At 40.0% G+C, this 24,609-nt stretch carries 20 protein-coding genes; 6 read left to right on the top strand and 14 right to left on the bottom strand.

The window, feature by feature from the left end:
- Positions 1 to 354 precede the first annotated feature (354 nt).
- Complete coding sequence (xerA, locus tag ACS604_RS11610; protein ID WP_474771898.1) at positions 355 to 1,245, bottom strand: site-specific tyrosine recombinase/integron integrase; 891 nt, start codon at positions 1,243 to 1,245, stop codon at positions 355 to 357.
- A gap of 169 nt (positions 1,246 to 1,414) precedes the next feature.
- Here xerA and ACS604_RS11605 point away from each other — a divergent pair, with 169 nt between their 5' ends.
- Positions 1,415 to 2,038 (top strand): LysE family translocator, encoded by a 624-nt coding sequence (locus ACS604_RS11605; RefSeq protein WP_174731642.1) that lies wholly within the window; start codon positions 1,415 to 1,417, stop codon positions 2,036 to 2,038.
- 83 nt (positions 2,039 to 2,121) lie between these two features.
- Here the strand turns inward: ACS604_RS11605 and dapF are convergent, their stop codons facing one another.
- The 5 genes from dapF to ACS604_RS11580 all read right to left on the bottom strand — a co-directional run bounded on the left by dapF (position 2,122) and on the right by ACS604_RS11580 (position 7,823).
- Positions 2,122 to 2,967 carry a diaminopimelate epimerase gene (dapF, locus tag ACS604_RS11600; protein WP_151828423.1) on the bottom strand — a complete coding sequence of 282 codons (846 nt, stop codon included), beginning with the start codon at positions 2,965 to 2,967 and terminating at the stop codon, positions 2,122 to 2,124.
- A 5-nt stretch (positions 2,968 to 2,972) separates the two neighbouring features.
- Entirely contained in the window at positions 2,973 to 4,223 is a 1,251-nt protein-coding gene (lysA, locus tag ACS604_RS11595) for a diaminopimelate decarboxylase (RefSeq protein WP_440202671.1), read from the bottom strand.
- A 22-nt stretch (positions 4,224 to 4,245) separates the two neighbouring features.
- Complete coding sequence (gene lptM, locus ACS604_RS11590; protein ID WP_004790575.1) at positions 4,246 to 4,467, bottom strand: LPS translocon maturation chaperone LptM; 222 nt, start codon at positions 4,465 to 4,467, stop codon at positions 4,246 to 4,248.
- A gap of 140 nt (positions 4,468 to 4,607) precedes the next feature.
- On the bottom strand, positions 4,608 to 6,014 hold the full coding sequence (locus ACS604_RS11585; protein ID WP_174731640.1) for an amino acid permease: 1,407 nt from the start codon (positions 6,012 to 6,014) through the stop codon (positions 4,608 to 4,610).
- 315 nt (positions 6,015 to 6,329) lie between these two features.
- Positions 6,330 to 7,823, bottom strand: coding sequence for an alanine/glycine:cation symporter family protein (locus ACS604_RS11580; protein WP_004790571.1), 1,494 nt, complete (start codon positions 7,821 to 7,823; stop codon positions 6,330 to 6,332).
- A 342-nt stretch (positions 7,824 to 8,165) separates the two neighbouring features.
- Between ACS604_RS11580 and radA the strand changes: the two genes are divergently transcribed.
- Both radA and ACS604_RS11570 read left to right on the top strand, forming a co-directional pair.
- Positions 8,166 to 9,554, top strand: coding sequence for a DNA repair protein RadA (radA, locus tag ACS604_RS11575; RefSeq protein WP_004790569.1), 1,389 nt, complete (start codon positions 8,166 to 8,168; stop codon positions 9,552 to 9,554).
- An 82-nt stretch (positions 9,555 to 9,636) separates the two neighbouring features.
- On the top strand, positions 9,637 to 10,629 hold the full coding sequence (locus ACS604_RS11570; RefSeq protein WP_013197042.1) for a Tim44 domain-containing protein: 993 nt from the start codon (positions 9,637 to 9,639) through the stop codon (positions 10,627 to 10,629).
- A 58-nt stretch (positions 10,630 to 10,687) separates the two neighbouring features.
- Here the strand turns inward: ACS604_RS11570 and epmA are convergent, their stop codons facing one another.
- From epmA to ACS604_RS11545, 5 genes are all read right to left on the bottom strand, one after another.
- A complete protein-coding gene (epmA, locus tag ACS604_RS11565; protein ID WP_474771839.1) occupies positions 10,688 to 11,662 on the bottom strand; it encodes an EF-P lysine aminoacylase EpmA in 975 nt (324 codons plus the stop codon).
- Positions 11,659 to 12,726 (bottom strand): 4-phosphoerythronate dehydrogenase, encoded by a 1,068-nt coding sequence (locus ACS604_RS11560; RefSeq protein ID WP_474771838.1) that lies wholly within the window; start codon positions 12,724 to 12,726, stop codon positions 11,659 to 11,661. The genes epmA and ACS604_RS11560 overlap by 4 nt, the downstream gene beginning before the upstream one ends.
- Positions 12,727 to 12,832: 106 nt before the next feature.
- A complete protein-coding gene (locus ACS604_RS11555) occupies positions 12,833 to 13,225 on the bottom strand; it encodes a YkvA family protein (RefSeq protein WP_004790561.1) in 393 nt (130 codons plus the stop codon).
- A 150-nt stretch (positions 13,226 to 13,375) separates the two neighbouring features.
- Entirely contained in the window at positions 13,376 to 14,161 is a 786-nt protein-coding gene (fdhD, locus tag ACS604_RS11550) for a formate dehydrogenase accessory sulfurtransferase FdhD (RefSeq protein ID WP_174731560.1), read from the bottom strand.
- 78 nt (positions 14,162 to 14,239) lie between these two features.
- A complete protein-coding gene (locus ACS604_RS11545) occupies positions 14,240 to 16,648 on the bottom strand; it encodes an FdhF/YdeP family oxidoreductase (protein WP_474771837.1) in 2,409 nt (802 codons plus the stop codon).
- 398 nt (positions 16,649 to 17,046) lie between these two features.
- Between ACS604_RS11545 and ACS604_RS11540 the strand changes: the two genes are divergently transcribed.
- The gene (locus ACS604_RS11540) at positions 17,047 to 18,189 is read left to right on the top strand and encodes a glycerate kinase (protein ID WP_474771836.1); all 1,143 of its coding nucleotides are present in this window, start codon (positions 17,047 to 17,049) and stop codon (positions 18,187 to 18,189) included.
- Between the two features lie 52 nt (positions 18,190 to 18,241).
- Entirely contained in the window at positions 18,242 to 18,847 is a 606-nt protein-coding gene (locus ACS604_RS11535) for a nitroreductase family protein (RefSeq protein WP_174731911.1), read from the top strand.
- A gap of 77 nt (positions 18,848 to 18,924) precedes the next feature.
- Here the strand turns inward: ACS604_RS11535 and adeE are convergent, their stop codons facing one another.
- Positions 18,925 to 22,038: a multidrug efflux RND transporter permease subunit AdeE gene (gene adeE / locus ACS604_RS11530; RefSeq protein WP_474771835.1), complete on the bottom strand. Its 3,114-nt coding sequence runs from the start codon at positions 22,036 to 22,038 to the stop codon at positions 18,925 to 18,927.
- A 9-nt stretch (positions 22,039 to 22,047) separates the two neighbouring features.
- Positions 22,048 to 23,172, bottom strand: a complete 1,125-nt coding sequence (gene adeD / locus ACS604_RS11525; protein WP_174731918.1) for a multidrug efflux RND transporter periplasmic adaptor subunit AdeD — start codon at positions 23,170 to 23,172, stop codon at positions 22,048 to 22,050.
- Positions 23,173 to 23,251: 79 nt separating this feature from the next.
- Here adeD and ACS604_RS11520 point away from each other — a divergent pair, with 79 nt between their 5' ends.
- Positions 23,252 to 23,869, top strand: a complete 618-nt coding sequence (locus tag ACS604_RS11520; protein WP_004790547.1) for a TetR/AcrR family transcriptional regulator — start codon at positions 23,252 to 23,254, stop codon at positions 23,867 to 23,869.
- Between the two features lie 122 nt (positions 23,870 to 23,991).
- Here ACS604_RS11520 and ACS604_RS11515 read toward each other — a convergent pair whose 3' ends face one another.
- Positions 23,992 to 24,609, bottom strand: a complete 618-nt coding sequence (locus ACS604_RS11515; protein ID WP_004790546.1) for a TetR/AcrR family transcriptional regulator — start codon at positions 24,607 to 24,609, stop codon at positions 23,992 to 23,994.

Below are 24,609 nucleotides of genomic sequence, written 5' to 3'. Positions count from 1 at the left end.
AAGTCACAATTTTCCAGAACAGCACAAAAAAAATGAAACCATCAGTTCATAAAAAAAATATTATGCCTTATTCGGTGCTATTTCATTCTTTTTACACTCTATTTTATATATTGATTTTTATTATCTTTTTATCTTATTTAGCTTATTAGTCAGAAACATAAGATCGCCTTAAAATAATCGGGATTAGATGTTTTTGACTCAGGGGTACCGACAAAATATCCCAAGATCAAAATGGTCAATTTGACTATTTCCCCTATTTCTCTTAAACAAATTTCTAAAAAAATACAAATGATGTCTACATTCGTATAAGACTTGCCATTTTAAACAACTTTATTATTAAGATCGTTCTTAAATCTATTCATACTTTTGTGCTCTCGGATGAGCTCGATCATAAACTTGCGCCAAATGATCAAAATCGATATGCGTGTAAATTTGTGTCGTAGACAAATTACTGTGGCCTAACATTTCTTGTACTGATCGCAAATCACCACTACTTGATAACATATGGCTAGCAAAACAATGCCGTAATAAATGAGGATGCAAATCTACATTCACACCAGCTCTTTGTGCTTGAAGCTTTACACGCTTTTCGATTTGCCGTGGGGTTAACACACCGCCTCTTTGAGAAATAAAAACAGAAGCATTCTGATCAAAATGACCTTTCCAGATTTTGTAGATTTTCAGCCAATTCAATAGGCTTTCTCTCGCCTTTTTCCCAAATGGTACAATCCGAGTTTTATTTCCTTTACCTGTAATACGTACCAGTTGACGGTTAAAATCTATATCTTTAATTGTTAAGCCTTGCAGTTCAGCCAGACGCAAACCACTTGAGTAAAGTAATTCGAGCATGGCTTTATCACGTAACCATAATTGCTGATCAATTGGTTTTTCAGGCATTGGCTGATCTAAAATTTGATTAACCGTTTCTATGTCGATCATACCCGGCAAGGGTCTAGGCTGACGTTTTAACTTAAAATCATCAGTAGGATTAATTTCTAAATATTTCCCTTGCTCAGCCCATTTCATAAACTGGCGAATTGACGTGAGATGACGCTGCATACTGCTTGAACTTAACTGATCCTGCTCAACACGCTGGGCCAAATATTCACGTAAATCTGAAGCTTCAATATTTCTTAAATCAATTTGTTTGAGCTCGCAGAATTCAAGAAAGCTTTTAACATCTCTTTCATAAGCTGTAATCGTGTGCTCAGATTGATTCTGAATTTTTCTTTCTTTTAACCACATTGAGAGCAGCTGTAATGCAAAATCCAAATTGCTCTCCATTTATTTGCTCATTTTATTTTTTCAGTGTATCAAAAAGTAGTTGTTCAGGAAATTTAAGATCGTACAGTGCAACAACTCTCTACCTTATATATTACACTCCACTGTAAGTATTTGTCGGAATCCCTCTATCATGACTACCATACTCATTCCCTACTTAATTGCCATTACTTTACTTACGCTTACACCTGGTCTCGATACGACTTTAATTATTCGTACTGCTACTCTTGAAGGTAAATCAAAAGCATTTCAAGCAGCAGTAGGTATTAGCCTTGGCTGTATTGCATGGGGAATTGTAGTTGCTTGTGGTCTAGGGGCTTTGCTTATGGCTTCTGATTTAGCTTTTAATATTCTGAAATGGATGGGAGCAGCTTATCTAGCATGGTTAGGTTTAAATATGATTTTAAAACCACGTAGCCAGCTTGCAGATATGCAAGAGAATAGTTCAAATACATCTCCTTCACAAAATTGGTTTATTAAAGGTTTTTTGGGTAACTTACTTAACCCCAAAGTTGGGATTTTTTATATTTCATTTCTTCCACAATTTATTCCACCACAAGCATCGGCTGTCACTTGGATTATGGGGCTTGTAATGATTCATGTGGTGATTGGAACCTTATGGTCAATTTTATTAATTTTGGCTATGCAGCCACTGTCACGTTATCTTAAGCAACCCAAATTTGTGAAATATATGGACCGAATTACAGGCAGTATTTTTGTATTGTTTGCTTTGAAATTGGCTTTGAGTAAAAGGTAATTAAATTAAAAAATTATTGTATATAAAGAAAGCCTCTTTTATCATTTTAGCTAATAAAAGAGGCCTCTATTTAGGTCATGCGATTAACCTTGAAAATAACGTAGATCCAAACGCCCATCATATACATGAGTTGTCGGGCCCGTCATCCAGACCACATCACCTTCTTGCCATTCGATTTGTAGCTTACCACCAGCAAGTTCAACTTCAACTGAGTTAGCAAGTAAACCACGGCGCATACCACTTACCGCAGCAGCACAAGCGCCTGTACCACATGCGAGAGTTTCACCTACACCACGTTCAAATACACGTAAACGCACATGCTTTTCATCAATAATTTGCATGAAACCAGCATTCACACGTTCAGGGAAACGTTTATGTGATTCAACTTGTGGACCAATGCCAGCAACATCAGCAGTTAATACATCTGGAACAATAGTGACAGCATGAGGATTACCCATGTTGACCACATCAATGCTAATGCTTTGGTCGTTGGCTAACTCAAGTGTATATAAAGCTTCTGGTTGTTCAGCAATGAATGGAATTTCATTCGGCAAGAATTTCGGGTAGCCCATATTCACGCGAACCCAACCATTTTGCCCCAATTCAGGTTTGACAATCCCTGCTTTGGTTTGAACAGTAATACTAGTTTTGGTTGTTAAATGGCGCTCATGTACAAAGCGAGCAAAACAACGCACACCGTTACCACATTGTTCAACTTCAGAGCCATCAGCATTAAAAATACGATATTTAAAATCCGCTTCCGGTAAATCTGGTGGTTCAACAATTAAAAGTTGATCAAAACCGATGCCAAAATGGCGGTCAGCTAAGCGTTGAATTGTTTCTGTATCCAAATAGGCACGTTGGCTGATTAGATCAACCACCATAAAGTCATTGCCTAGACCATGCATTTTAGTAAATTCTAACAACATTTCATTTACTCCTCAGGCAATAAACTTTCTTTTTCCCAAAGGGATTCAACTGTTTCACGTTCACGAATCAAATGGGCTTTGTCGCCAGACACCATCACTTCTGCGGCACGTCCACGTGTATTGTAATTTGAACTCATTACAAAACCATAAGCACCAGCGCCAAGAACAGCTAACAAGTCATTTTCTTTTAAAGCCAATGAGCGATCTTTCCCAATAAAATCACCTGTCTCACAGATTGCACCCACGAGATCCCAGGTTTTTTCTTCAGTATCTGAACTTGGCACCACAGGTTGGATATCCATCCAAGCTTCATATAAAGCAGGGCGAATTAAATCATTCATTGCTGCATCAATAATGGCAAAATTACGATGGCTCGTTGGTTTGAGTAAATCCACTTTGGTTAAAAGCACACCTGCATTTGCACTAATGCTACGGCCCGGTTCCATATAAACCTTGAGACCTAGCTTTTCTAAAGCAGGTTTCATTGAATTTGCATATTCTTCAACACTTGGTGGTATTTCATCTTTATAACAAACACCTAACCCCCCACCGATATCAATATGTTTAAGATTGATACCAAGCTTTTTCAACTCTTCGATCATCACCATGACACGATCTAAAGCATCAACGAATGGTTTAGTCTCGGTTAGTTGCGAACCAATGTGGCAGTCAATGCCAATGATTTCAAGGTTTGGTAAAGATGCAGCATATTGATAGGTTTCATAAACGGTATCACTTGGAATACCAAATTTATTTTCTTTAAGGCCTGTTGAAATATAAGGATGTGTTTTTGCATCTACGTCTGGATTTACACGCAAAGAAATCGGCGCTTTTTTGCCTAGACGTGCAGCAACTTTTTGAAGACGATCTAGTTCGGCATAAGACTCCACATTAAAGCAAGCAATGCCTACATTTAATGATGTTTCAATATCAGCTTCAGTTTTACCTAAGCCAGAAAAAACAACTTTAGATGCATCTCCACCCGCTTTTAAAACACGTGCAAGCTCACCACCTGATACGATATCAAAACCAGCACCAAGTTTTGCCAATACATTAAGAACAGCTAAATTTGAGTTAGACTTCACCGCAAAACAGATTTGATGATCAATAAAATCAAAAGCACGATCCATATCTAAGTAATGTTTTTCAAAAGCTGCTTTTGAATAAACATACAAAGGTGTGCCAAATTGCTGCGCAAGCTGCTCCATAGAACATTGCTCTGCGTGCAATACTCCATTAATGCGAGTGAAACTCATGAATGTGTCCTTATTTCAAAGCTTAAGGTGAAGTTGTTTGGGTTGGGGCTGATGATTCAACTGGCTGATCAGCTTGTTCATCCTGTTGCACAACTTGTTTCTGTTCTTTATTACGATAGAGCAAGTATTTCGCACGTTTGTCATAATTCGGATCAGAAGGTAGCTGTAATGCTCCTGACTGACCGCAAGCGCTTAGCAAAATACTGCTGCTCAATAAACTGATGAGGCAAATGACACGACGCATCTGAGCACCTGATTTAAACAATTCGATGCAGTATACCGTGATCATGCAGGCGGCTAAAGAGTAAACTTAAAGAGAAAAACAATATGCATAAAAAACGCCAGCTTTTCAGCCGGCGTTTGATCATAACTAAATAAATTTAATTACTTTTTATGACGCGGTTTATAGAAGAAGAAATAACCAATGATCAAGATAATAAACCAAATTGGGCTGACTTTAAGCGCTTTAAACGTATCTGGCTCTAAAGACAACACGTAAATCATACCAATAAAGAAAATAATCGTGATCCAACATGTAAATAGACCGCCCGGCAATTTAAATGTTGATTTTGCGTGTAGCTCAGGACGTGTAGTGTAATAACGGATATAACTCCAGATAATAAGTAACCACACGCAAATGAACAAAATCGTTGAAAGTGTTGTTGCGAGCGTAAATGCTTCAACGGTATTGGGTACAAAATACTGTAATGCTGCACCTAACAGCAAACACGCAGCAGAAAAATACAATGCATTTGCAGGTACCGCACGTCTATTCAATTTACCAAAAGCTTTGGGTCCCTGATCTTCACGCGATAAACCAAACAACATACGGCTTGTTGAAAACACGCCACTGTTCATTGATGACATTACTGAAGACAACACCACCAAGTTCATCAAGATCGCTGCAGCTGCAACACCAGCTTGACTAAACAAGTTTACAAATGGACTGATCGCCGGATCAATTTTATTCCATGGTGTTACTGACATTACAATAATTAATGCGAACACATAGAAAATAATGATACGAATTGGGATTGAGTTAATGGCTTTTGGTAAGTTACGGGCTGGATCTTTCGTTTCGGCAGCTGTTGTTCCCACAAGTTCTACACCAACGAAGGCAAAGATTGCAATCTGGAAACCAGCTAAGAAACCATGTACGCCTGTTGGGAAGAAACCACCATTCGCCCAAAGATGAGTAAATGAAGCAACTTCACCAGTACTCGAAGTAAAGCCAGTAAAAATCATCCATAGACCCACAGCAATTAAAATAATAATCGCAAGAATCTTAATGAGCGCAAACCAGAACTCTAACTCACCAAATAAACGTACTGTCAGTAGGTTCAAACCCATAATAAATACAATAGCCGCAACACTGATCATCGCCCCTTCGACAGGTGAGAAAGGCAGACCATTATTGAAGAACTGTAAGTAATAGATAATTGCAGACAGATCGGCGATACCAATCGTAATCCAACATAACCAGTAGGTCCATCCGACGAAATAACCTGCCCATGGACCGATTAAATCTGTTGTGAAGTCAATAAATGATTTATAGGCAAGATTTGAAAGAAGTAATTCGCCAAGCGCACGCATGACAAAAAACACCATCACACCAATAATCAAATAAATGAATAAGATCGACGGACCAGCGAGGCTAATTGTTTTGCCTGATCCCATAAATAATCCGGTACCAATTGCACCACCAATCGCGATCAGCTGTAAATGCCGATTGGAGAGGCTTCGATGGAGCTCACCTTGTTCATGAGGCTCGCTCAGATTTTGATTCGACATTTTATAAATACACTCCAGTAATTTTTTTAGTCCGTTAGCTAAATCCAAATCAAAAAGACGATATCGCACCATTTGCAGGTATCTTTTAAATGTATATTTTTTGACAACTTTTCAGCTAACCAATATTTGTCTGTATTGCTAATGACTTTAAGCTACATACAATTAGGGCCGATAATACGCACAAGCCTTCTGCAATACAACGGACTATCAAGTCAACTTTTGTCGCACTTGTTTAACTCCAACCTATATAAAAAGGCTACCGATGAGGTAGCCTTTTTGATGAAGAGACAAAAAATACAGTAATCTTTTAAAAATTTACTTTTGCTTATTCTTCAGTCTTTCTTCCCAGAATGTCGCATTTTTTATTCCTAATTTAACAGGATCAAATGTGAATTCTTTTACTCCAGCTTTTTGCTGCTCCTCGTAATCTTTTAGTGCTTTAATCGTTGGTTTCCAAACAAAATAAGTCACTATAATGCCAACGATATTAATCCATGCCATTAAACCTACACCGATATCGCCAATTCCCCATATATAGCCAGTTGCACTTAATACCCCATAAGATACTGATAAAATAATAAAGCACTTGGTCACAAATAATAATGATGGAGATTTTGTAATATAACTTAGGTAAGTAATATTGGTTTCAGCAATATAGTAGTAAGCAACTATGGTGGTGAATGCAAAGAAGAAAACCGCTAAAGCAACAAAGATTTGACCAAAATTACCAAACATTGTGCTCACTGCCATCTGGGTAAATGCAGGAGAACCTATTTCTACAGTAGCTCCAACATGTTGCACAATGAATTGACCAGCTTCTAATGTTCCTTGCACATTATATTTGCCGGTAATTAAGATCATGAATGCTGTTGCAGAGCATACGAATAAAGTATCTACATAAACGGAGAATGCTTGTACAAAACCTTGCTGAGCAGGATGCTGAACTTCTGCAGCAGCCGCGGCATGAGGACCAGTTCCTTGTCCCGCCTCATTTGAATAAACACCACGTTTTACGCCCCAACCGATCGCAGCACCAAGGCCTGCCATAGGAGAAAAAGCATCTTCAAAAATTAATTTAATTACACCAGGTAATTCATGAATATTAGCAATAACGATAACGACAGCCATTAAAATGTAACCAGCTGCCATGAAAGGAACCACAAATTCAGCAAAACGTGCAATTCGTTTGATCCCACCAAAAATAATGATAGCAAGTAAACCAACAATGACTACAAGTGCAACAAGCTTAAATAACCCAATATCGCCAAATATAATTGCTCCTTCACCTGTAATCTGTGTAAATGCCTTACCCACAGCATTTGCTTGGATCCCTGGTAAGAACAAACCACAAGAAACAATCGCTGCTATAGCAAACACAACGCCTAACCAACGCTGACCTAAGCCTTTATCAAAATAAAAAGCAGGGCCACCACGATATTGTCCTTGATATTCAACTTTATAGATTTGCCCTAGAGTTGACTCTACATATGCAGTGCCTGCTCCTAAAAATGCAACTAACCACATCCAAAAAACAGCACCAGGTCCACCGAAACCAATTGCTGCCGCTACACCAGCAATATTACCTACACCTACTCGCCCTGATAATGAAACCGCTAAAGCCTGAAAAGATGAAATCCCTTGTTCTGAAGAAGTACCTTTTATTAAAAGTCTAGCCATTTCCTTCATTTGGCGTACTTGAACAAACCTTGTCAAAATAGAAAAAAATAAACCTGCACCTAAGCACAGATAAATAAGCCCTTTACTCCAAATTATGCTATTTACCCAATCAACAATTTCTGCTGCACTCATAGATATCAACCTTTTGTATCTTTAAGATACAATACTCATATTATTTTGTTCGTTTTTCACTTCAGCAATATCCATGCCATATCTATAATAAACAGTTAGATACATACATCAGTAAAAACACCTTCCTTGGGGATCGATTAGATTTTTATATCCATTTAAAACAAACTCTATCTGACTTGTAAAAATCCTATATCGTGTTATTTTTGACGTCTTTCCCTTACTAGTTCCTTAGAAATACCCTTCAAATTTCCTCATTATCTTTTACGAAAATTTCAGGAAACAAGAATGAAGAACTTCCTAAGAACTATATTTATATAATATCGAGCAAAATTTCAATTTTTTATGAGCAAAGTCAAAACTGTTTACCGTTGCGAGCAATGTGGTGCCGATCATCTTAAATGGGCTGGTCAATGTTCAGAGTGTGGTGAATGGAATTCTCTGACTGAAGTCAAACTTGAGCCGACCACTGCTCACCGCGCACGTCCAAAAATTGGAGGCTATGCAGGTCAAGTCGCGAATATTACAACACTAAATAAAGTTTCAGTTTCGCATGAAACACGCTTACAGACCGGTATCAGCGAATTTGATCGCGTACTTGGCGGAGGCTTAGTTACAGGTTCAGTCGTACTGATTGGCGGTGACCCGGGCATTGGTAAATCGACCATTCTGTTACAAACAGCGACCCACATGGCAAGTGCAAAAAGCTCTGCTCTTTATATTACGGGTGAAGAATCGTTATCTCAGGTTGCTCTTCGTGCTCAACGACTTGATTTGCCAACTGACAAATTAAAAGCCATGGCCGAAACCTGTGTTGAGCGAATTTGTGAAGTTTTAGAACAAGAAAAGCCTGCGGTTGCTATTTTAGATTCGATTCAAACTCTTTACACCGAAACACTCCAATCGGCACCGGGTGGTGTTTCTCAAATTCGTGAATCTGCGGCATTACTTACACGCTATGCAAAAAATAGTGGCACGGCGCTATTTCTTGTTGGGCACGTGACCAAAGAAGGTGCACTGGCAGGTCCACGTGTTTTAGAACATATGGTGGATTGTGTACTTTACTTTGAAGGTCAATCAGACTCACGTTATCGAATGATTCGTGCTGTTAAAAACCGTTTTGGTGCAGTGAACGAACTTGGCGTATTCGCCATGACAGATAAAGGCTTGCGTGAAGTTGCCAACCCTTCTGCTATTTTCTTAAGCCGTTATGATGAAGCAATTCCTGGTTCAATTGTTATGATTAGCCGTGAAGGAACCCGCCCTCTGTTAGTTGAAGTTCAAGCCTTAGTAGATGATGCCCAAGGTCAACCACGACGTGTCGCATTGGGTCTTGAGCAAAACCGTTTAAATATGCTGCTTGCTGTAATGCATCGTCATGGTGGTGTTCAAACTACTGGACAAGACGTTTATGTGAACATTGTAGGTGGTCTAAAAATTACCGAAACAGGTTCTGACTTGGCTGTCTTATTAGCATGCGCTTCAAGTTTGCGCACTAAAGCTTTACCTCAACAACTTGCCGTTTTTGGAGAAGTTGGCCTTTCTGGTGAAATTCGTCCTGTACCAAATGGTCAAGAGCGTTTAAAAGAAGCTGCAAAACATGGTTTTAAGTATGTCATTTTGCCAAGAGGGAATGCGCCGCAAAAAGCAATTCCAGGCGTACAAGTCATTGCGGTTGCCCGTCTGCATGAAGCATTGACTGAAGCAATGCAACTCAGTGATGAATTGACATAAAAAAACATACTTTTATGGTTGAAATTTAGCGTAAATACCTTCATAAATACTATTACAATTTAATTTTAGACAGGAATTTCCTATGGAAGTACACCAGCGTGGCTTGATTACCGGTATTTTAATGGCTGCTTTAGCAATTTCGCCTCTTGCTGAAGCTAAACGTGCAGGTGGTGGTAAAAGCCACGGTATGGCACGCTCTACTACTTCAAGCCAGTCTTATCAACAACCTCGTCAAGTGACTCCTGCTCAACAACCTGCTACTGCACCTCAACGATCAGGTCCGGGTGTTGGTTCAATGGTTGCAGCTGGTGTGGCTGGTGCTGCCGTAGGTGCTGTTGCAGCAAATGCTTTAGCTGATGACAAACCAACATCAACTGAACATCAAGCAACTCAAGCTGGAACAGAACAAGCTGCTCAAGCGCAACAAGAAGAGAAAAAAGGTGGAATTCCTAGCTGGCTTTGGGTATTACTTGCAGCAGCTTTAGCCTTTTTTGTTTTCCGCAAATTGGGCGCAAAAAAAAAATTAGCAGCTAATAATCCTTACGCACCGAATAACGACGGTCAAAACCCATTTGGTCGTTCTGCTGCACCACAAGCGACACCACGTAATGCTGGAGATAATACAAATATCTTTGGTCAATCTGTTGGTGGCGGTGCAGCAACCCAAGCTCCTTTTGGCGGTGCAACAACGAGCAATGGCAATCAACTTCCAGATGGTAGTGAACCTGCTGCTTTCTTACGTATTGCACGTCAACGTTTTAATCACATCCAGTCGATGAATACTGCAAGTAACATTGAAGAAATTCGCCGTTACTTAACACCAGAACTTTATAGTTCTATGTATAACGACATCATGGAAAACCAAGATCAAGACGTTGCTGAATTTAGCAATCTGAATGCGATGGTTGTAGACAGCGCGACTGAAAATGGTCAATACGTTGTAAGCGTACGCTTCACTGGTACTGTGAGTGAAGATTTAAACAGCTTGCCACAACCATTTACTGAAATCTGGCACTTTGTTAAACCTGCTGGTTCTCAGCAAGACTGGGTTGTTGCTGGTATTCAACAAGCTTAAGCTAAATAAACCCTTAATAAAAAAGCCACAATATTGTGGCTTTTTTATTTGTCAGTTTTTAAGCAATTTCTGCTGGGAATGTAATGACTTTTTCAATTTTGACCTGATCCATTGCAACCATGAGCAAGCGGTCTATACCTAAAGCAATTCCTGAACATTCTGGCATATGAGGCAAAGCTGCTAAAAGATGCTCATCTAAAGGCATGACATGGAGACCTTGCTTAGCTCGCTCTGCATTGTCTGCTTCAAAGCGTGAACGTAACACCTCTGCATCAAGCAATTCATCGTAAGCATTGGCAAGCTCTAAGCCTTCAATATAAACCTCAAAACGCGCTGCGACCTCTTCCCCATCTTCATCCACTTTCACTTTTGCCAAAGACGCCATTTCTGGAGGAAAGTCAGTTAAAAAGACAGGTGCATCAAACCCTAAACTTGGCTCAACAAAATGAGAAAATAATAAATCCATGTAAGCTAGGCGGTCATCGCCTAAATCAAGATTTAATCCCACACGATTTGCCGTATCTTTGAGTTGCTTCAATGTTGCTTGTAAAGGATTAATGTCAAGGCGATCTTGAAAGGCATATTTATAACTTAAAATAAACGGACGAACTTCACCAAAACGATGCTGCAAACAGCTTTGCAATAAATCGGCGGTTTCATGCATTAATGCTTTTAAGTCTAGACCCGGGCGGTACCATTCGAGCATGGTAAATTCACTATTGTGTTTACGTCCGTGTTCATCGTCTCGAAAAACCTTACAAATCTGGTAAATCGGCCCACTGCCACTCGCCAACAAACGCTTCATGGCAAACTCAGGCGAAGTCTGTAAATATTGAGTCTGCAATTTGCCATTAATATGACGTAAAGTCTGAACAGAAGCTAAATGCACATCGGTGACACCTGCCTGTGAAACAATCGGTGTTTCCACTTCCATGACATCACGTTCAGCAAAAAACAGACGAATCTGGTTATAGAGCTTAGCACGTGCTTTTAAGGCATCAATTGAACAAGTTGGTTGATAACTTAAGCTCATGCCTGCGGCCCTCCATGTGCTGCCCATTCACGGCGCAGCGGATAATTCTTACGTAATGAATCAAATGCTTTTTGCTCTACTTTGCCATCTTTAATACAGGCACGGATGTTGGCATCATCTTGAGCAATATCATAAATCTGAGCTAATTTTTGCTTTAACACCGCTTTTAAATCATTGCCTGAAAAATAGTCGTCACATGTAGGCAATTGGGTCTCGAAACGTTTATTTATATCAAACCCAAACTTTTGACAGAACGCTTCATAAATCATTTGGGTGCCACGAGCCTTACCTTCCAAGCTATAACCTGCAATATGCGGTGTTGCTAAAGCCAACATGTCTATAAGTTCTTCAGATATCACTGGCTCATGCTCAAATACATCGAGCACAACTTTACGCTGGGTGCGCTGAATATCTTCGATTAAAGCAGCTTCTTTAACGACCGGCCCACGCGCACTATTAATTAAAATCGTGTTCGGTTGAAGTGCTGCAAACGCTTGCTCATCAAACAGATGATACGTCGCATGTTCACCATTTTTGGTTAAAGGCACATGAATTGAAATTGTATTGGCTTGTTGCAAAAGAGTTTCTAAACTTACATTTTTAATTGAATCTAACTGCACAAATGGGTCAAAGCCAATCACGTTCCAGCCAAGCAACTGGGCCATATAGGCCAAACGCTTACCGACATTTCCAAGACCAACAATGCCTAGTGTAAATTTTTCTTGTTGTTCTAAAAGGTTGGCATCTAAATGAAGTAAAGCAGTAATAACATATTCAGCAACTGCCTGCGCATTACAGCCTGCCGCATTCGCCCATATAATCCCTTGTTTTTCTAAAGCAGGAATATCTAAATGATCGGTGCCGATTGTGGCACTACCCACATATTTTAATGCTGTATTTTCGATTAAGCTTGCATTCACCGCAGTGACTGAGCGAACCAATAATGCTTCTGCATCTTTTACATCTGCATGAGTTAAGGTGCGTCCCGCATGGTGTTGAATATCGCCAAACTCTGAAAAAAAGTAGTCGGTAAATGCCAAATTTTCATCTGCGACGATTTTCATTATCTGCAACTCAAAGCTTATAAAAACGTTATTATCCTTTGAGTTGTAGCAAAGCACAATATTAATGGCTTTAAATTCACGATTCTATATCTTGCACTTTTAAGGCTTACAAACCTCCACCAAAATAGAAATAAGCCATTACTGCTAGCGTTATCCAAACTAAAATAATTAACACAGCGACCAAATAATTTTGAGGTCGTCGCTCCTGTTGTTCTAGCCATTCATCAGCTTGTTGTTCTGCATCTAAAATGACTTGCTTAGGCGTAAAACGAACAGCTAACCAAATAAGAATGGGCAAAATTAAAGCGTCATCAACAAAACCTAAAATAGGAATAAAATCTGGAATTAAATCGATGGGGCTAAAAGCATAGGCAACAGCAATCACAGCCAAAATTTTAGGCAATATCGGCATTTGAGGATGCTTCGATGCAAACCAAAGCATAATAATTTGTTTTTTTAAACGTTTTGCCCAATCTTTTAAGGACTGTAACCAAGCCACTGGGACACACTCTGAACTACATAAGTCTGATCATAAAGTATAAAGTTCGTACTTAACTTAAAATTAGGCAAAATAGAAATGTATATTTCCATTGTGTTTGATCATTCTTAGCATTTGAGCTGATCTGATCAATATTTTGATGCATGACCTTTATGTGTATAAAACGAAATCATCTCCACGACAAAAGCTTGCTAAAGTTAGGCCAGATATTTTTGCGAGCCGAATGGCCATACTGGTTGGGGCAGAAATTGAAGCCAATAAACCAATATTAAGCTGAGCGCATTTACGAATTAATTCGTAGCTTGCACGACTGGTCATAACAACAAAACCTAAACTGGTGTCGTAGTTTTCTTGAGCTAAATAACCTAGTAGTTTGTCTAAGGCATTGTGACGGCCGACATCTTCAAACAAAGCCATGATTTTGCCTTGAACCACCCAAGCAGCGGCATGAGCGCCACCTGTTAAGGCAGTAATTTTTTGTTGATCTTTTAATTGAGAAATCGCGACTGGAATTTGTTCAAGCCACTCTTTGGAAGGTTCGATGGTAATTTTAGAAATATCGAGCTGAAGCTGCTCCAAACTTTCAATCCCACATAAACCACAGCCTGTACGACCCACCAACATACGCCGCCTTTCTTTTAACGCAGCAAATGCTCTAGATGAAATGGTCATGTTCACTTCAATTCCCAATTCACTTTCATAAATCTCAATGGCGTACAACTCTTTTAAACTTGTTAAAATTCCTTCGGACAGACTAAAACCTTTAGCGAACACTTTCACATCGGTAGGCGTTGCCATCATCACTGCATGAGAAATGCCGTTATATACCAAAGCAATCGGATGCTCTTGAACAATATTATCTAAAACACTTTCAGATTCGGTTTTTTTAAACCGCTTTACTTGTAATGTTTCAACCCCATAAGAATGTGGTGTCAAAATAATTTCCTTTATCTTGAAATGGCGCTTGTTTAGAGCGCCATTTGTTTGAATTACACTTTTAATATCGCTGTTAATTTAAAGGTTACTTACTTTCTTATCTGCATCTTCAGGGTCAACTGCCGTTGCCAAATTAAAGTGTGCAGGTGCATCACCAGCATGCAAAATCACAGGAACACTTTTTGAAGCTGGAATCTTGGCATATTTATCATGACTGCTTAACGCCACCAAAGGATTGGTCTCTGGATAGTACGCAGCTAAACTACCACGTGGAATGTTGTACGGCACAATACGGAAACTATGCACAATACGTTTAATACCATCTGAGAAAACACTTTCAATATCAACCCACTGATTTGCTTCAAAGCCCGCTTCATCAATATCGGCTTGGTTCATAAATAACACACGGCGCTGCCCAAAGACTCCGCGGTAACGGTCATCGAGACCATATAGCGTAGTGTTGTACTGATCGTGAGAGCGAGTGGTCATTAAGGTATAAACTTTGCTATCGGTATAGGCGGCAGCATATTGATTTTCTTTATCACCATAGACTTCACTCAGTGGTGTAATCATAAACTGTGCTTTACCACTTTTTGTGTTCCAGATGTGCTGATTAGCCGGGTGCTCTAGATGGAAACCACCTGGGTTATAGACACGTAAATTAAAATCATGGAACTCATCAAAAACCTCAGCAATTGAGTCACGAATACGGTCATAACTTTCAATGTACCATTTCCATTTGATCTTACTGTCTGGCAGCACGGCTTCAGCCATTCTTGCCACGATGTCAGGTTCAGATAAAATATTTTCAGAAATTGGGGTATTACGCCCAGCCGACAAATGAATATTACTCATCGAATCTTCGACTGAAATGGCCTGTGGACCATGAAGCTGCTCATCAATTTCGGTACGGCCCAAACATGGCAAAATCAGAGCCTCTTTACCACAAACCAAATGGCTACGGTTTAACTTGGTTGCGACATGAACGGTTAAATTACACTTTCTAAGTGCTTCTTGGGTATACGGTGTATCTGGTGTCGCTACTGCAAAGTTTCCGCCTAGACCAATAAAGACTTTAACCTCGCCTTCAGCCATAGCTTTAATGGTTTCAACCACACCATGCCCATTTTTTCTAGGAGATTTAATCCCAAACACGCGGTCAATATTGTCGAGTAGTTTAGGGCTAGGCAGTTCATTAATCCCCATGGTGCGGTCGCCTTGCACGTTACTGTGCCCACGAACCGGACATAGTCCTGCACCCGGTCTGCCAATTTGACCACGCGCCAACAATAAATTTGCCAGCATATGTACGTTAGCGGTTCCGTGGCGATGTTGAGTGATGCCCATTCCCCAACAGAAAATTGAACGCTCTGATTCTAAAAAGAGTTTAGAGAGTTTTTCTAAATGTTCAGGCGACAGACCTGAGTGCTTATAAATATCTGCCCACTCAGTTCTTTCCACCTCGGCAATCATTTCATCGAAACCAACGGTATTCACCGCAATAAAGTTTCGGTCAAAAACGCTTGGTTTACCTGAGGCAAGTGCTTTTTTATCCCACTCATTTAAATGCTTTAACATCCCTAACATGAGTGCATAGTCACCACCAATTTTAGGCTGGAAATAATAACGACTAATTGGCGTACTGCCGTTGGTCATCATTTCAAGCGGTGCTTGCGGGTCTTGGAAACGCTCTAAACCCCGCTCTTTAATCGGGTTAATCGCAATAATGTTACCGCCACGTTTAGACACTTCACGTAAAGTACCTAACATACGCGGGTGATTGGTTCCGGGGTTATGCCCAAAACTAAAAATTGCGTCGGCTAAATCAAAGTCTTCTAGGGTGACTGTGCCCTTTCCTAAACCGATCGAATCAAGTAACCCAACGCTTGTGGTTTCATGGCACATGTTCGAACAGTCGGGGAAGTTATTTGTTCCAAAGCTTCGCACAAACAATTGATATAGAAATGCTGCTTCATTACTGGCACGGCCAGAGGTATAAAACGCAGCTTGGTCTGGGTGATCTAAGGCATGTAAATGCTTAGCAATAATCTGAAATGCTTCATCCCATGAAATTGCGACATATTTATCGGTTGCAGCATCGTAGCGAACTGGGTCGGTCAAGCGACCTAAGTCTTCTAGAAAAAAGTCACTTTGTTCTGATAACCAACTAACAGTGTGACCTGCAAAATATTCAGGAGTAACGGTTTTACTGGTCGCTTCAAATGCAACTGCTTTTGCGCCGTTTTCACAGAAGTTAAACGCGTGAGCATTTTTCTTTTCTGGCCATGCACAACCGGGACAGTCGAACCCGGTAGGCTGGTTAATGTTGAGTAAGGTAATTGAACCTTTTTTTAAAATATCTTGTCGCTTTAAGTTACGAGCGACACTAAGAAGTGCTCCCCACCCGCCCGCAGGATGAGTATAGGGTTCAATTCGTGCAAAGCCGTTATTTTCCTGAATATGCTTTTGTTCTTCTGAATTATCCACTTTTTCATCCTCTTATTACTTTTACACATTCTATAGGTGCAATAAATTCACAACTTAATTATGGTTATATCTATGCCATTTTGCTACTTATCTTAAATAAGTAAAAATCCACTTTTATCTTATTCATGATATTTAGAGGCAGCCTCAACGCTAGTTATAATATGTGCCATATTTTTTATAATTACAATCATTCAGCCCAAACCAAAAAATTATTTAAATTCAATAATAACAATACCTTAAAAACACAATGATTTGTTTTTTACAGATAAAAACATAATTTACTTTATATTTTTTAAAAATAGAAATGATGTAATGAGCTGAAATTTACGTCATTTTAAGTAGGTTTTTATGGGTTTAAGCAGTATAAATTAATTGAAAAAAACAGATTCAGAGAACTTATGAAGGTTGTGATTGCGCCAGACTCTTTTAAAGACAGCCTGTCGGCTTTGGGCGTCGCTCAAGCTATTGCCAAAGGATGGCAAGAGGTTTTTCCAGACGCTGAAACGCTGTTATGTCCAATGGCAGACGGTGGTGAAGGAACTATAGAAGCTGTGTTAGAGGTCTGTGAAGGTGAATGGCGTGAAAAAACCGTAATGGGACCATTAGGTCAGTCTGTTCAAGCAAAATGGGGATGGTTAGAAAAACAAAAAATCGCCATCATTGAAATGGCTCAAGCCAGCGGCATACAGTTAGTTTCACCGGCTGAACGTGATGCCTGCCATAGCACAACGTTTGGCACAGGCCAACTCATTTTGGATGCATTAAACGCAGGTGCAAAAGATATTATTTTAACTGTAGGTGGCAGTGCAACCAATGATGGCGGCACAGGACTACTCAGTGCTTTAGGGGCAGTTTTGCTCGATGCTAACCAAAACGTTTTACCCGCAGGTGGATTTGCTCTTAAAAACCTAACAAAAATTGATTTAACACATTTCGACTCGCGTATTCAGCATACACGGTTTTTACTGGCTGCCGATGTGACCAACCCACTTTGTGGTCCAAACGGCGCATCTCATATTTTTGGTCCACAAAAAGGTGCGTCACCTGCTCAAGTACAGTTACTCGATGAAGCACTGACCCATTTTGCCGATGTCTCGCTTAAGCTTTTAGGTTTCGATAAACGAGATGAAGCGGGTTCTGGCGCTGCGGGAGGTTTAGGTTTTGCAGCCAAAAGTTATTTAAATGCTGAGTTTAAGGCTGGAGTTAAGGTTGTGGCTGAACTCAATCAGCTTGCACATAAAATCTCTAACGCGGATTGGGTCATTACAGGCGAAGGTAAATTTGACCAACAAACCTTAAGTGGTAAAACAGTTTTTGGGGTGAGTCAAATTGCCAAAACACACAATGTTCCTGTCATTGTCATTGCAGGAACATTAGGCGAAGGCTACCAAGCGCTTTATGAGCACGGTGTTACGGCTGCATTTTCGCTAACTAATGGTCCCATCACATTAGAGCAAGCCTGCGAAAATGCATCGGAACTTATTTATGAGAGAACTGTCGATATTGCAAGATTAATTCAGTTTAATATGAACCAATCCTAAACATTTCTTTGTTATTTTAAAAAACGGTCAAACCAACAAGTAGGAAAATCTTATGAATGTTATTGATGCCATCCGTAACCGCCGTGCAGTGAAACGCTTCGACCCTTCTTTTCAAATCTCTGAAGATAATAAAAAGCAGTTATTACAAGAAGTTTTAGCAAATGCACCAAGTGCGTTTAATTTACAGCACTGGCGTCCTGTGGTGATAGAAGACGCTGAACTCAGACAAAAGATTCGCACCATTGCTTGGGACCAACCGCAAGTTACAGAGTCATCCTTACTGATTGTGCTATGTGCAAAAGTAAGCTCGTGGGAGGCCGATGCTAAACGTGTGTGGGATGGCGCGACTCCAGAGGTTCAAAATATTATGGTTGGCGCAATTGACCAATATTACCGTGATCGTCCACAAACCCAACGTGACGAAGTTATGCGCAGTGCGGGCATTTTTGCTCAAACCTTGATGCTTCTTGCGCAAGAGCATGGTTTAGACAGTTGCCCTATGGATGGTTTTGACTTTGATGCAATGGCAAAGCTGATTAACTTACCTGAAGATCACGTGGTGTGTTTAATGATTGCAGTTGGTAAGTCAGCTTCTCAGCCTTACCCACGTGTGGGCAAACTTCCTTACGATGATGTGATTATTCAAAATACATTCTAAGTTTTTAAATTTTAGGCCTTCATACCATTTACAGCATGAGGGCCTAATTTTTAATAGCTTTTATTATTTTTTTGAAACTATTTTCCTGCTGAGCTATTTAATCTATTCGTTAAACGGCGCACTAAAAGAAAAAATAAAGGCACAAAGAAAATAGAAAGTAGAGTTCCCGAAATCATCCCACCAGTGACGGCGATACCAATTTCTTTTCGGCTTACGGCTCCCGCTCCTGTAGACACGGCCAGCGGAAGAACGCCCGCAACAAAGGCAAGAGAGGTCATAATAATTGGCCGTAATCGCTGACCTGCTCCTTCAATAATCGCATCCATTAACGCCTGACCTGCCTCCAATTTAGCTGCCGCAAATTCAACAATCAAAATAGCATTTTTGGCAGAAAGCCCAATTGTGGTGAGCATCGCCACCTGAAAGTAAATATCATTCACAAAACCAGCTAGGCTTGCAGCCACTACAGCACCAATAAGACCTAAAGGAATAACCAACATGACAGAAACAGGAATAGACCAACTTTCATAAAGTGCTGCCAAACACAAAAAGATAAAGATGATTGAAGCCAAATATAACCATATCGTTTGTCCACCCGCTAACTTCTCTTGGTAAGACAACCCACTCCACTGAAGATTAAAGCCTTGTTGTTGATCGACCAATTGCTGGATCTTATCCATAGCCCCACCAGAACTTTCACCCGTTGCCGCAGAGCCTTGAAGTTGTACGGCTGAAAGACCATTAAAGCGTTGCAGCATTTGAGGCCCCATTTGCCACTTTACAGACGAAAAACTAGAAAATGGCGTCATTTCACCGCTAGAACCACGAACATACCACTGCCCGATATCTTGAGGTAAAGAGCGATAGTTCGCTTCGCCTTGTAAATAAACTCGCTTAACACGCCCCTGATCAATAAAATCATTAATATAAGATCCGCCCCATGCCGACGACAGCGTATTGCTAATATCTGCTTGAGCTAAGCCGAAAGCACTCGCTTTTCTTTGATCAATATCGACTTGTAACTGAACTTTATCTTCTAAACTATTTAGCCGTACTGCTGCTAGGCCAGAATCAGCATTTGCTGCTTTTAACACATTATTTTGTGCAGTAATTAAAGCATCTCGTCCTTTATTTTCAGCATCTTGCAACCAAAGTTCAAAACCACTTGATTGCCCAAGGCCTCTTACAGCAGCGGGTGAAAGCACCTGAACACGTGCGTTACGTAGCGACTTAAAATGTGCATTTGCTCGAGCAATCACAGCTTCGGCTGTATTTTCACTACCTTCTCGGTCATCCCAATGTTTAAGTCCAGCAAATGCCATTCCCACATTTTGACCACTACCTGCATTGTTTCTGCCCATGACCATGAAAATCACATTGAGATTATCCTTTTCTTTCGTCAAGAAATAATCTGCGATTTGATTACCAACCCGTTCTGTTTCAGCGAGTGTCGTGCCAACTGGCGTACTAAATTGGACCATAACTGAACCTTGGTCTTCTTGTGGTAAAAACCCCGTATTCATACGCGTATATTGCCAGCCTAACAAAGCTGTAATAGCTAAGAATATAATCATAAATATTTTAGGTTTACCTAAAACTGCAAGCAGTTTTGTGTGGTAGCCTGACTGCCCTTGTTCAACTTTACGGTTGAACCAAGTAAAAAACTTCTTCTGCTTATGCTTTTCATTTGCAGGTTTAAGTAAGGTTGCACATAGCGCAGGTGAAAGTGTTAAAGCAACAATTGCCGAAAGTACCATTGCCGATACGAGCGTTACCGAAAATTGGCGATAGATAATCCCGACTGAGCCACCAAAAAATGCCATAGGTAAAAATACCGCTGCTAGTACCATTGCGATACCAACGAGTGCGCCAGATATTTCTTGCATTGAAATTATGGTGGCTTGCCGAGCATCAAGATTTTGCTCATGCATAACCCGCTCAACATTTTCCACGACCACAATTGCGTCATCTACAAGCAAACCAATAGCCAAAACCATCGCAAATAAGGTCAGCGTATTAATGCTATAGCCCAATATGCTTAACACCCCAAATGTTCCTAACAATACAACTGGAACGGCAATTGCCGGTATTAAAGTCGCACGCCAGCTCTGCAAAAATAAGAACATGACAATAATGACGAGAACAATCGCCTCAGCTAAAGTTTTAATCACCCCATTTACCGAAGCTTCCACAAATGGAGTACTGTCGCGTGGGTACGCAACCTTTAGCCCTGCTGGCATAGAGGCAGTTAATCGTGTGACCTCAGCTTTAACTCGCTCAGCCGTTTCTAGTGCATTGGCACCGGATGCAAGTTGAATAGACATCCCCGAAGCTGGCTTTCCATTCAGACGTGTAGAGGTCTGATAACTTTCAGCACCACGCTCAACTCGGGCAACATCTTTAAGTAATACAACCGCACCATTTGTTTCTGTCCGCAAAATAATATTTTCAAATTGGCTTACGGTTTGTAACCGAGATAGTGCCGTTACTGTTGCATTTAGAGCCTGCCCATCACGCGTAGGTAATGCGCCTAATTCTCCCGCTGTAATTTGAGTGTTTTGTGCTTCAATCGCAGTCCTAACATCTGAAGGCATTAATCCATAACTGTTTAATTTATGAGGATCAAGCCAGATACGCATTGCATATTGGGCACCGAATACAGTGATTTCACCTACCCCATCAACCCGACTTAATGGGTCTTGAAGTGTGCTCACCATATAATCGGAAATATCTACTGAAGATCTACTTCCACTTTCATCATAAAGCGCAAAGACCAGTAAACTATCGCCTTGTGACTTTGTTACAGTGATCCCTTGTTGCTGAACCTCTTGAGGTAATCGACTCAGCGCCTGATTCACAGCATTTTGTACCTGAACCTGCGCAGTGTCAGGATTAGTATTTTGATTAAAACTAAGACTTATGCGTGCTTGCCCCGCCGAACTACTACTCGATGAAAAATAAAGTAGACCGTCAATCCCTTTAATTTGTTGCTCCAAAATCTGGGTCACACTGTCTTCAACAGTTTTGGCCGATGCGCCCGGATAATTTGCTGTGACATTTACACCCGGTGGTGCAATGTCGGGATATTGCTCAATCGGCAAAGTCAAAATAGAAATTGCACCTAACGCCATAATACAAATAGAGAGGACCCAAGCAAAAATAGGTCGTGCAATAAAAAAACTCGACAACATAGTGAATCCTCAACTCATTGGGGTAGGTTCAATCGTCATGCCAGCACTTAAGCCTTGCAGGCCATCAACAATGACTTGATCTCCTGAACTCAAGCCAGAGGTCACTAACCAACGATTATCAATCGCACTGCCTAAAGTAATTTTTCGTTGCTCGGCTTTATTATTTTTTCCAACAACCCATACAAGTGGATTTCCTTCGGCATCTCGAAAAAGTGCGCCTTGAGGAATTAAGATGCTGTTAGGCCGTGTGCCCGTTCCTAGTTCTGCCCGCACATACAGACCAGGTAGTAAAGCATTATTGGGATTGGAAAACGCCGCACGTAAGGTGACACTTCCTGTCGCTTCATCTACAGCAACATCACTAAACTTAAACGTTCCCTGTTCGGCATAAGTCGTACCATTTTCAAGTTGCAAACGTACTGAAAGTTCAGTTGGTTTTATTCCATTTTCAGTAAGCTGTTTACGCAGTGCCATGTATTCGTCACTCGACTGGGTCAAATCGACATACATGGGATCCAGTTTTTGAATTGTTGCTAAAGGATCTGTTTGAGCAGAAGTGACCAAAGCCCCACGTGTAATGGATGAACGCCCTATTCGTCCTGAAATAGGCGCAGTAACTTGCGTATAACGTAAATTGGTGCGAGCCGTTTTAAGTACAGCCTCATTTACCGCAACTGTAGCTTTTGCTTGTTCATATGCGCTTCGAGCATTATCAAGCTCTTGCTGACTCACGCCATTTACTTTAATTAATTCTTTATAGCGCTCGGCTTGCAAACGAGTCGAATTGACTGTTGCTTTAGCAAGTGCAAGATTACCTACAGCTTCATCAACACCATCCCGATAAAGTGAAGAATCAATTTTATAAAGGGGTTGTCCTTTGTTTACTTGTGTGCCCTCTTTAAATAATTGCTCTATCACTACCCCATTGACTTGCGGGCGGACCTGAGAGATTTCAGAAGCTACTGTTCTGCCAGCCAATTGATAAGTAGATTCAATAGATTCTGGTTTTATTGTGATAATACCCACCTGCTGAATATTTTTAGTGACAGGCTGATCAGAATCACATCCATTTAAAAAAACCAATAACGGCAATAAATATAAAAACTTACGATAATTAAAACTTAGATCAAGCATATCTGGGACCCCAGACTTATAGACAATTTATTTACTTTACTGTAAAGTAAATAATTAGGATGTGCAAGAAAGCTCTCATATGTTAAAAAAATCTCCAGGTCGCCCTTCTCGAATTCGCCCTACTATCCTTGCAGCAGCACGTGCACTATTTCTTGAGCATGGATTAGAAGTTCGTTTGGAGGCTATTGCAGCTAAAGCCGGAACAAATCGACAAACCTTATATAATCATTTCCCAACTAAGACGGCTCTACTTATTGAAGTTTTTGATCATTTAAAAACAGAAATGGAAGTACCTTTTGTTGAACAACATGAATTAAAAAATAAGCGCCTAGATCAATTACTCTTAGAAATTGGGCAGACTGTACAAAATCATTTTTATAATATTGACGTCATTCGTCTGCAAAGATTGTTGATTATTGCATTAGTTGAAATGAAGGAAATTCTTCCAAAAATTCAACAGCGTACTCAAGGAAATATTAAAAGATCGTTAGCCGATATTCTTGCAACAGCACACAATGCAGGCATTGTTAAAATTGATCAACCTGAGGAAGCAACAAAAGCATTCCTTGGTGCTGTGATGGGGTATGCTTATCCAGCGACCCTTATAAGTGGAAATATTCCGACTCCTCAAGAACTACAACAGTTAAATGAAGAGGTTTGCCGAACCTTTTTAAAAGCATGGCAATATAAAGAATAGATTTTAAAAAAGCCCTTTTATAAGAAGGGCTTTTTAAATGATTAGATCAGTTCATTTAGATTCTTTGTGAATACAAATATGACCGATGAACTTTCTAATATGAGAACCTCATAACCCCTAAGCTAAACCACCTTATTCCGATCATTCTCGATGTATGACATCGTAAGGTTAATTAAACAGTCAACTAACTCTTCAAAAGTAAAACCCATATTTTGTGAAGCAAAAAAGTTCATGGTTAAGGCAATACTTGAATGAATCAAAATATAAACCATCATTTTCAAATTTTTGATTTTTAATACTTCAGGATGCTTCATAGCATATTCAATGGCTAAGACATTGATCGCTTTTACAGCTTTTACATGGCTTGCTTCGGTACTATATTTAGAAGAAACACTGAGCCAATAAAAATATTTATTATTATCTTTTGCCAAAAATTCACCGATTTTTAAAAAAATTGTTCTGATTGCTTCAGGGATCTCTAAATCTAAAATTTCAGGAATTACGTCGTAAATAACTTTCGATATTTCCATAATAAAGTGCTGCTGCATCTCAATAAAAAGTGCTTCTTTATTTTTGAAATATTCATAAAAACTCCCCGATCCTACACCTGCTATCTCACATACTTTAAGTACAGTTGTATGGTCCAAGCCATTTTTCATAACAGATATAAATCCTGCACTCACTATAGAATCAAATGTATTTTTAGCTCTATTTTGTTTTGGTTTTCTTATAGTTACCAT

Source organism: Acinetobacter sp. Li1LvA2, from assembly GCF_056156705.1.
The sequence above is the reverse complement of the archived record's forward strand: the minus strand, read 5'-3'. Positions and strand labels throughout refer to the sequence as shown.

Coding starts and splice junctions, on each gene's coding strand:
- xerA (WP_474771898.1), bottom strand. CDS start 1,245: ATGTGGTTAAAAGAAAGAAAAATTCAGAATCAATCTGAGCACACGATT.
- ACS604_RS11605 (WP_174731642.1), top strand. CDS start 1,415: ATGACTACCATACTCATTCCCTACTTAATTGCCATTACTTTACTTACG.
- dapF (WP_151828423.1), bottom strand. CDS start 2,967: ATGTTGTTAGAATTTACTAAAATGCATGGTCTAGGCAATGACTTTATG.
- lysA (WP_440202671.1), bottom strand. CDS start 4,223: ATGAGTTTCACTCGCATTAATGGAGTATTGCACGCAGAGCAATGTTCT.
- lptM (WP_004790575.1), bottom strand. CDS start 4,467: ATGCGTCGTGTCATTTGCCTCATCAGTTTATTGAGCAGCAGTATTTTG.
- ACS604_RS11585 (WP_174731640.1), bottom strand. CDS start 6,014: ATGTCGAATCAAAATCTGAGCGAGCCTCATGAACAAGGTGAGCTCCAT.
- ACS604_RS11580 (WP_004790571.1), bottom strand. CDS start 7,823: ATGAGTGCAGCAGAAATTGTTGATTGGGTAAATAGCATAATTTGGAGT.
- radA (WP_004790569.1), top strand. CDS start 8,166: ATGAGCAAAGTCAAAACTGTTTACCGTTGCGAGCAATGTGGTGCCGAT.
- ACS604_RS11570 (WP_013197042.1), top strand. CDS start 9,637: ATGGAAGTACACCAGCGTGGCTTGATTACCGGTATTTTAATGGCTGCT.
- epmA (WP_474771839.1), bottom strand. CDS start 11,662: ATGAGCTTAAGTTATCAACCAACTTGTTCAATTGATGCCTTAAAAGCA.
- ACS604_RS11560 (WP_474771838.1), bottom strand. CDS start 12,726: ATGAAAATCGTCGCAGATGAAAATTTGGCATTTACCGACTACTTTTTT.
- ACS604_RS11540 (WP_474771836.1), top strand. CDS start 17,047: ATGAAGGTTGTGATTGCGCCAGACTCTTTTAAAGACAGCCTGTCGGCT.
- ACS604_RS11535 (WP_174731911.1), top strand. CDS start 18,242: ATGAATGTTATTGATGCCATCCGTAACCGCCGTGCAGTGAAACGCTTC.
- adeE (WP_474771835.1), bottom strand. CDS start 22,038: ATGTTGTCGAGTTTTTTTATTGCACGACCTATTTTTGCTTGGGTCCTC.
- adeD (WP_174731918.1), bottom strand. CDS start 23,172: ATGCTTGATCTAAGTTTTAATTATCGTAAGTTTTTATATTTATTGCCG.
- ACS604_RS11520 (WP_004790547.1), top strand. CDS start 23,252: ATGTTAAAAAAATCTCCAGGTCGCCCTTCTCGAATTCGCCCTACTATC.
- ACS604_RS11515 (WP_004790546.1), bottom strand. CDS start 24,609: ATGGTAACTATAAGAAAACCAAAACAAAATAGAGCTAAAAATACATTT.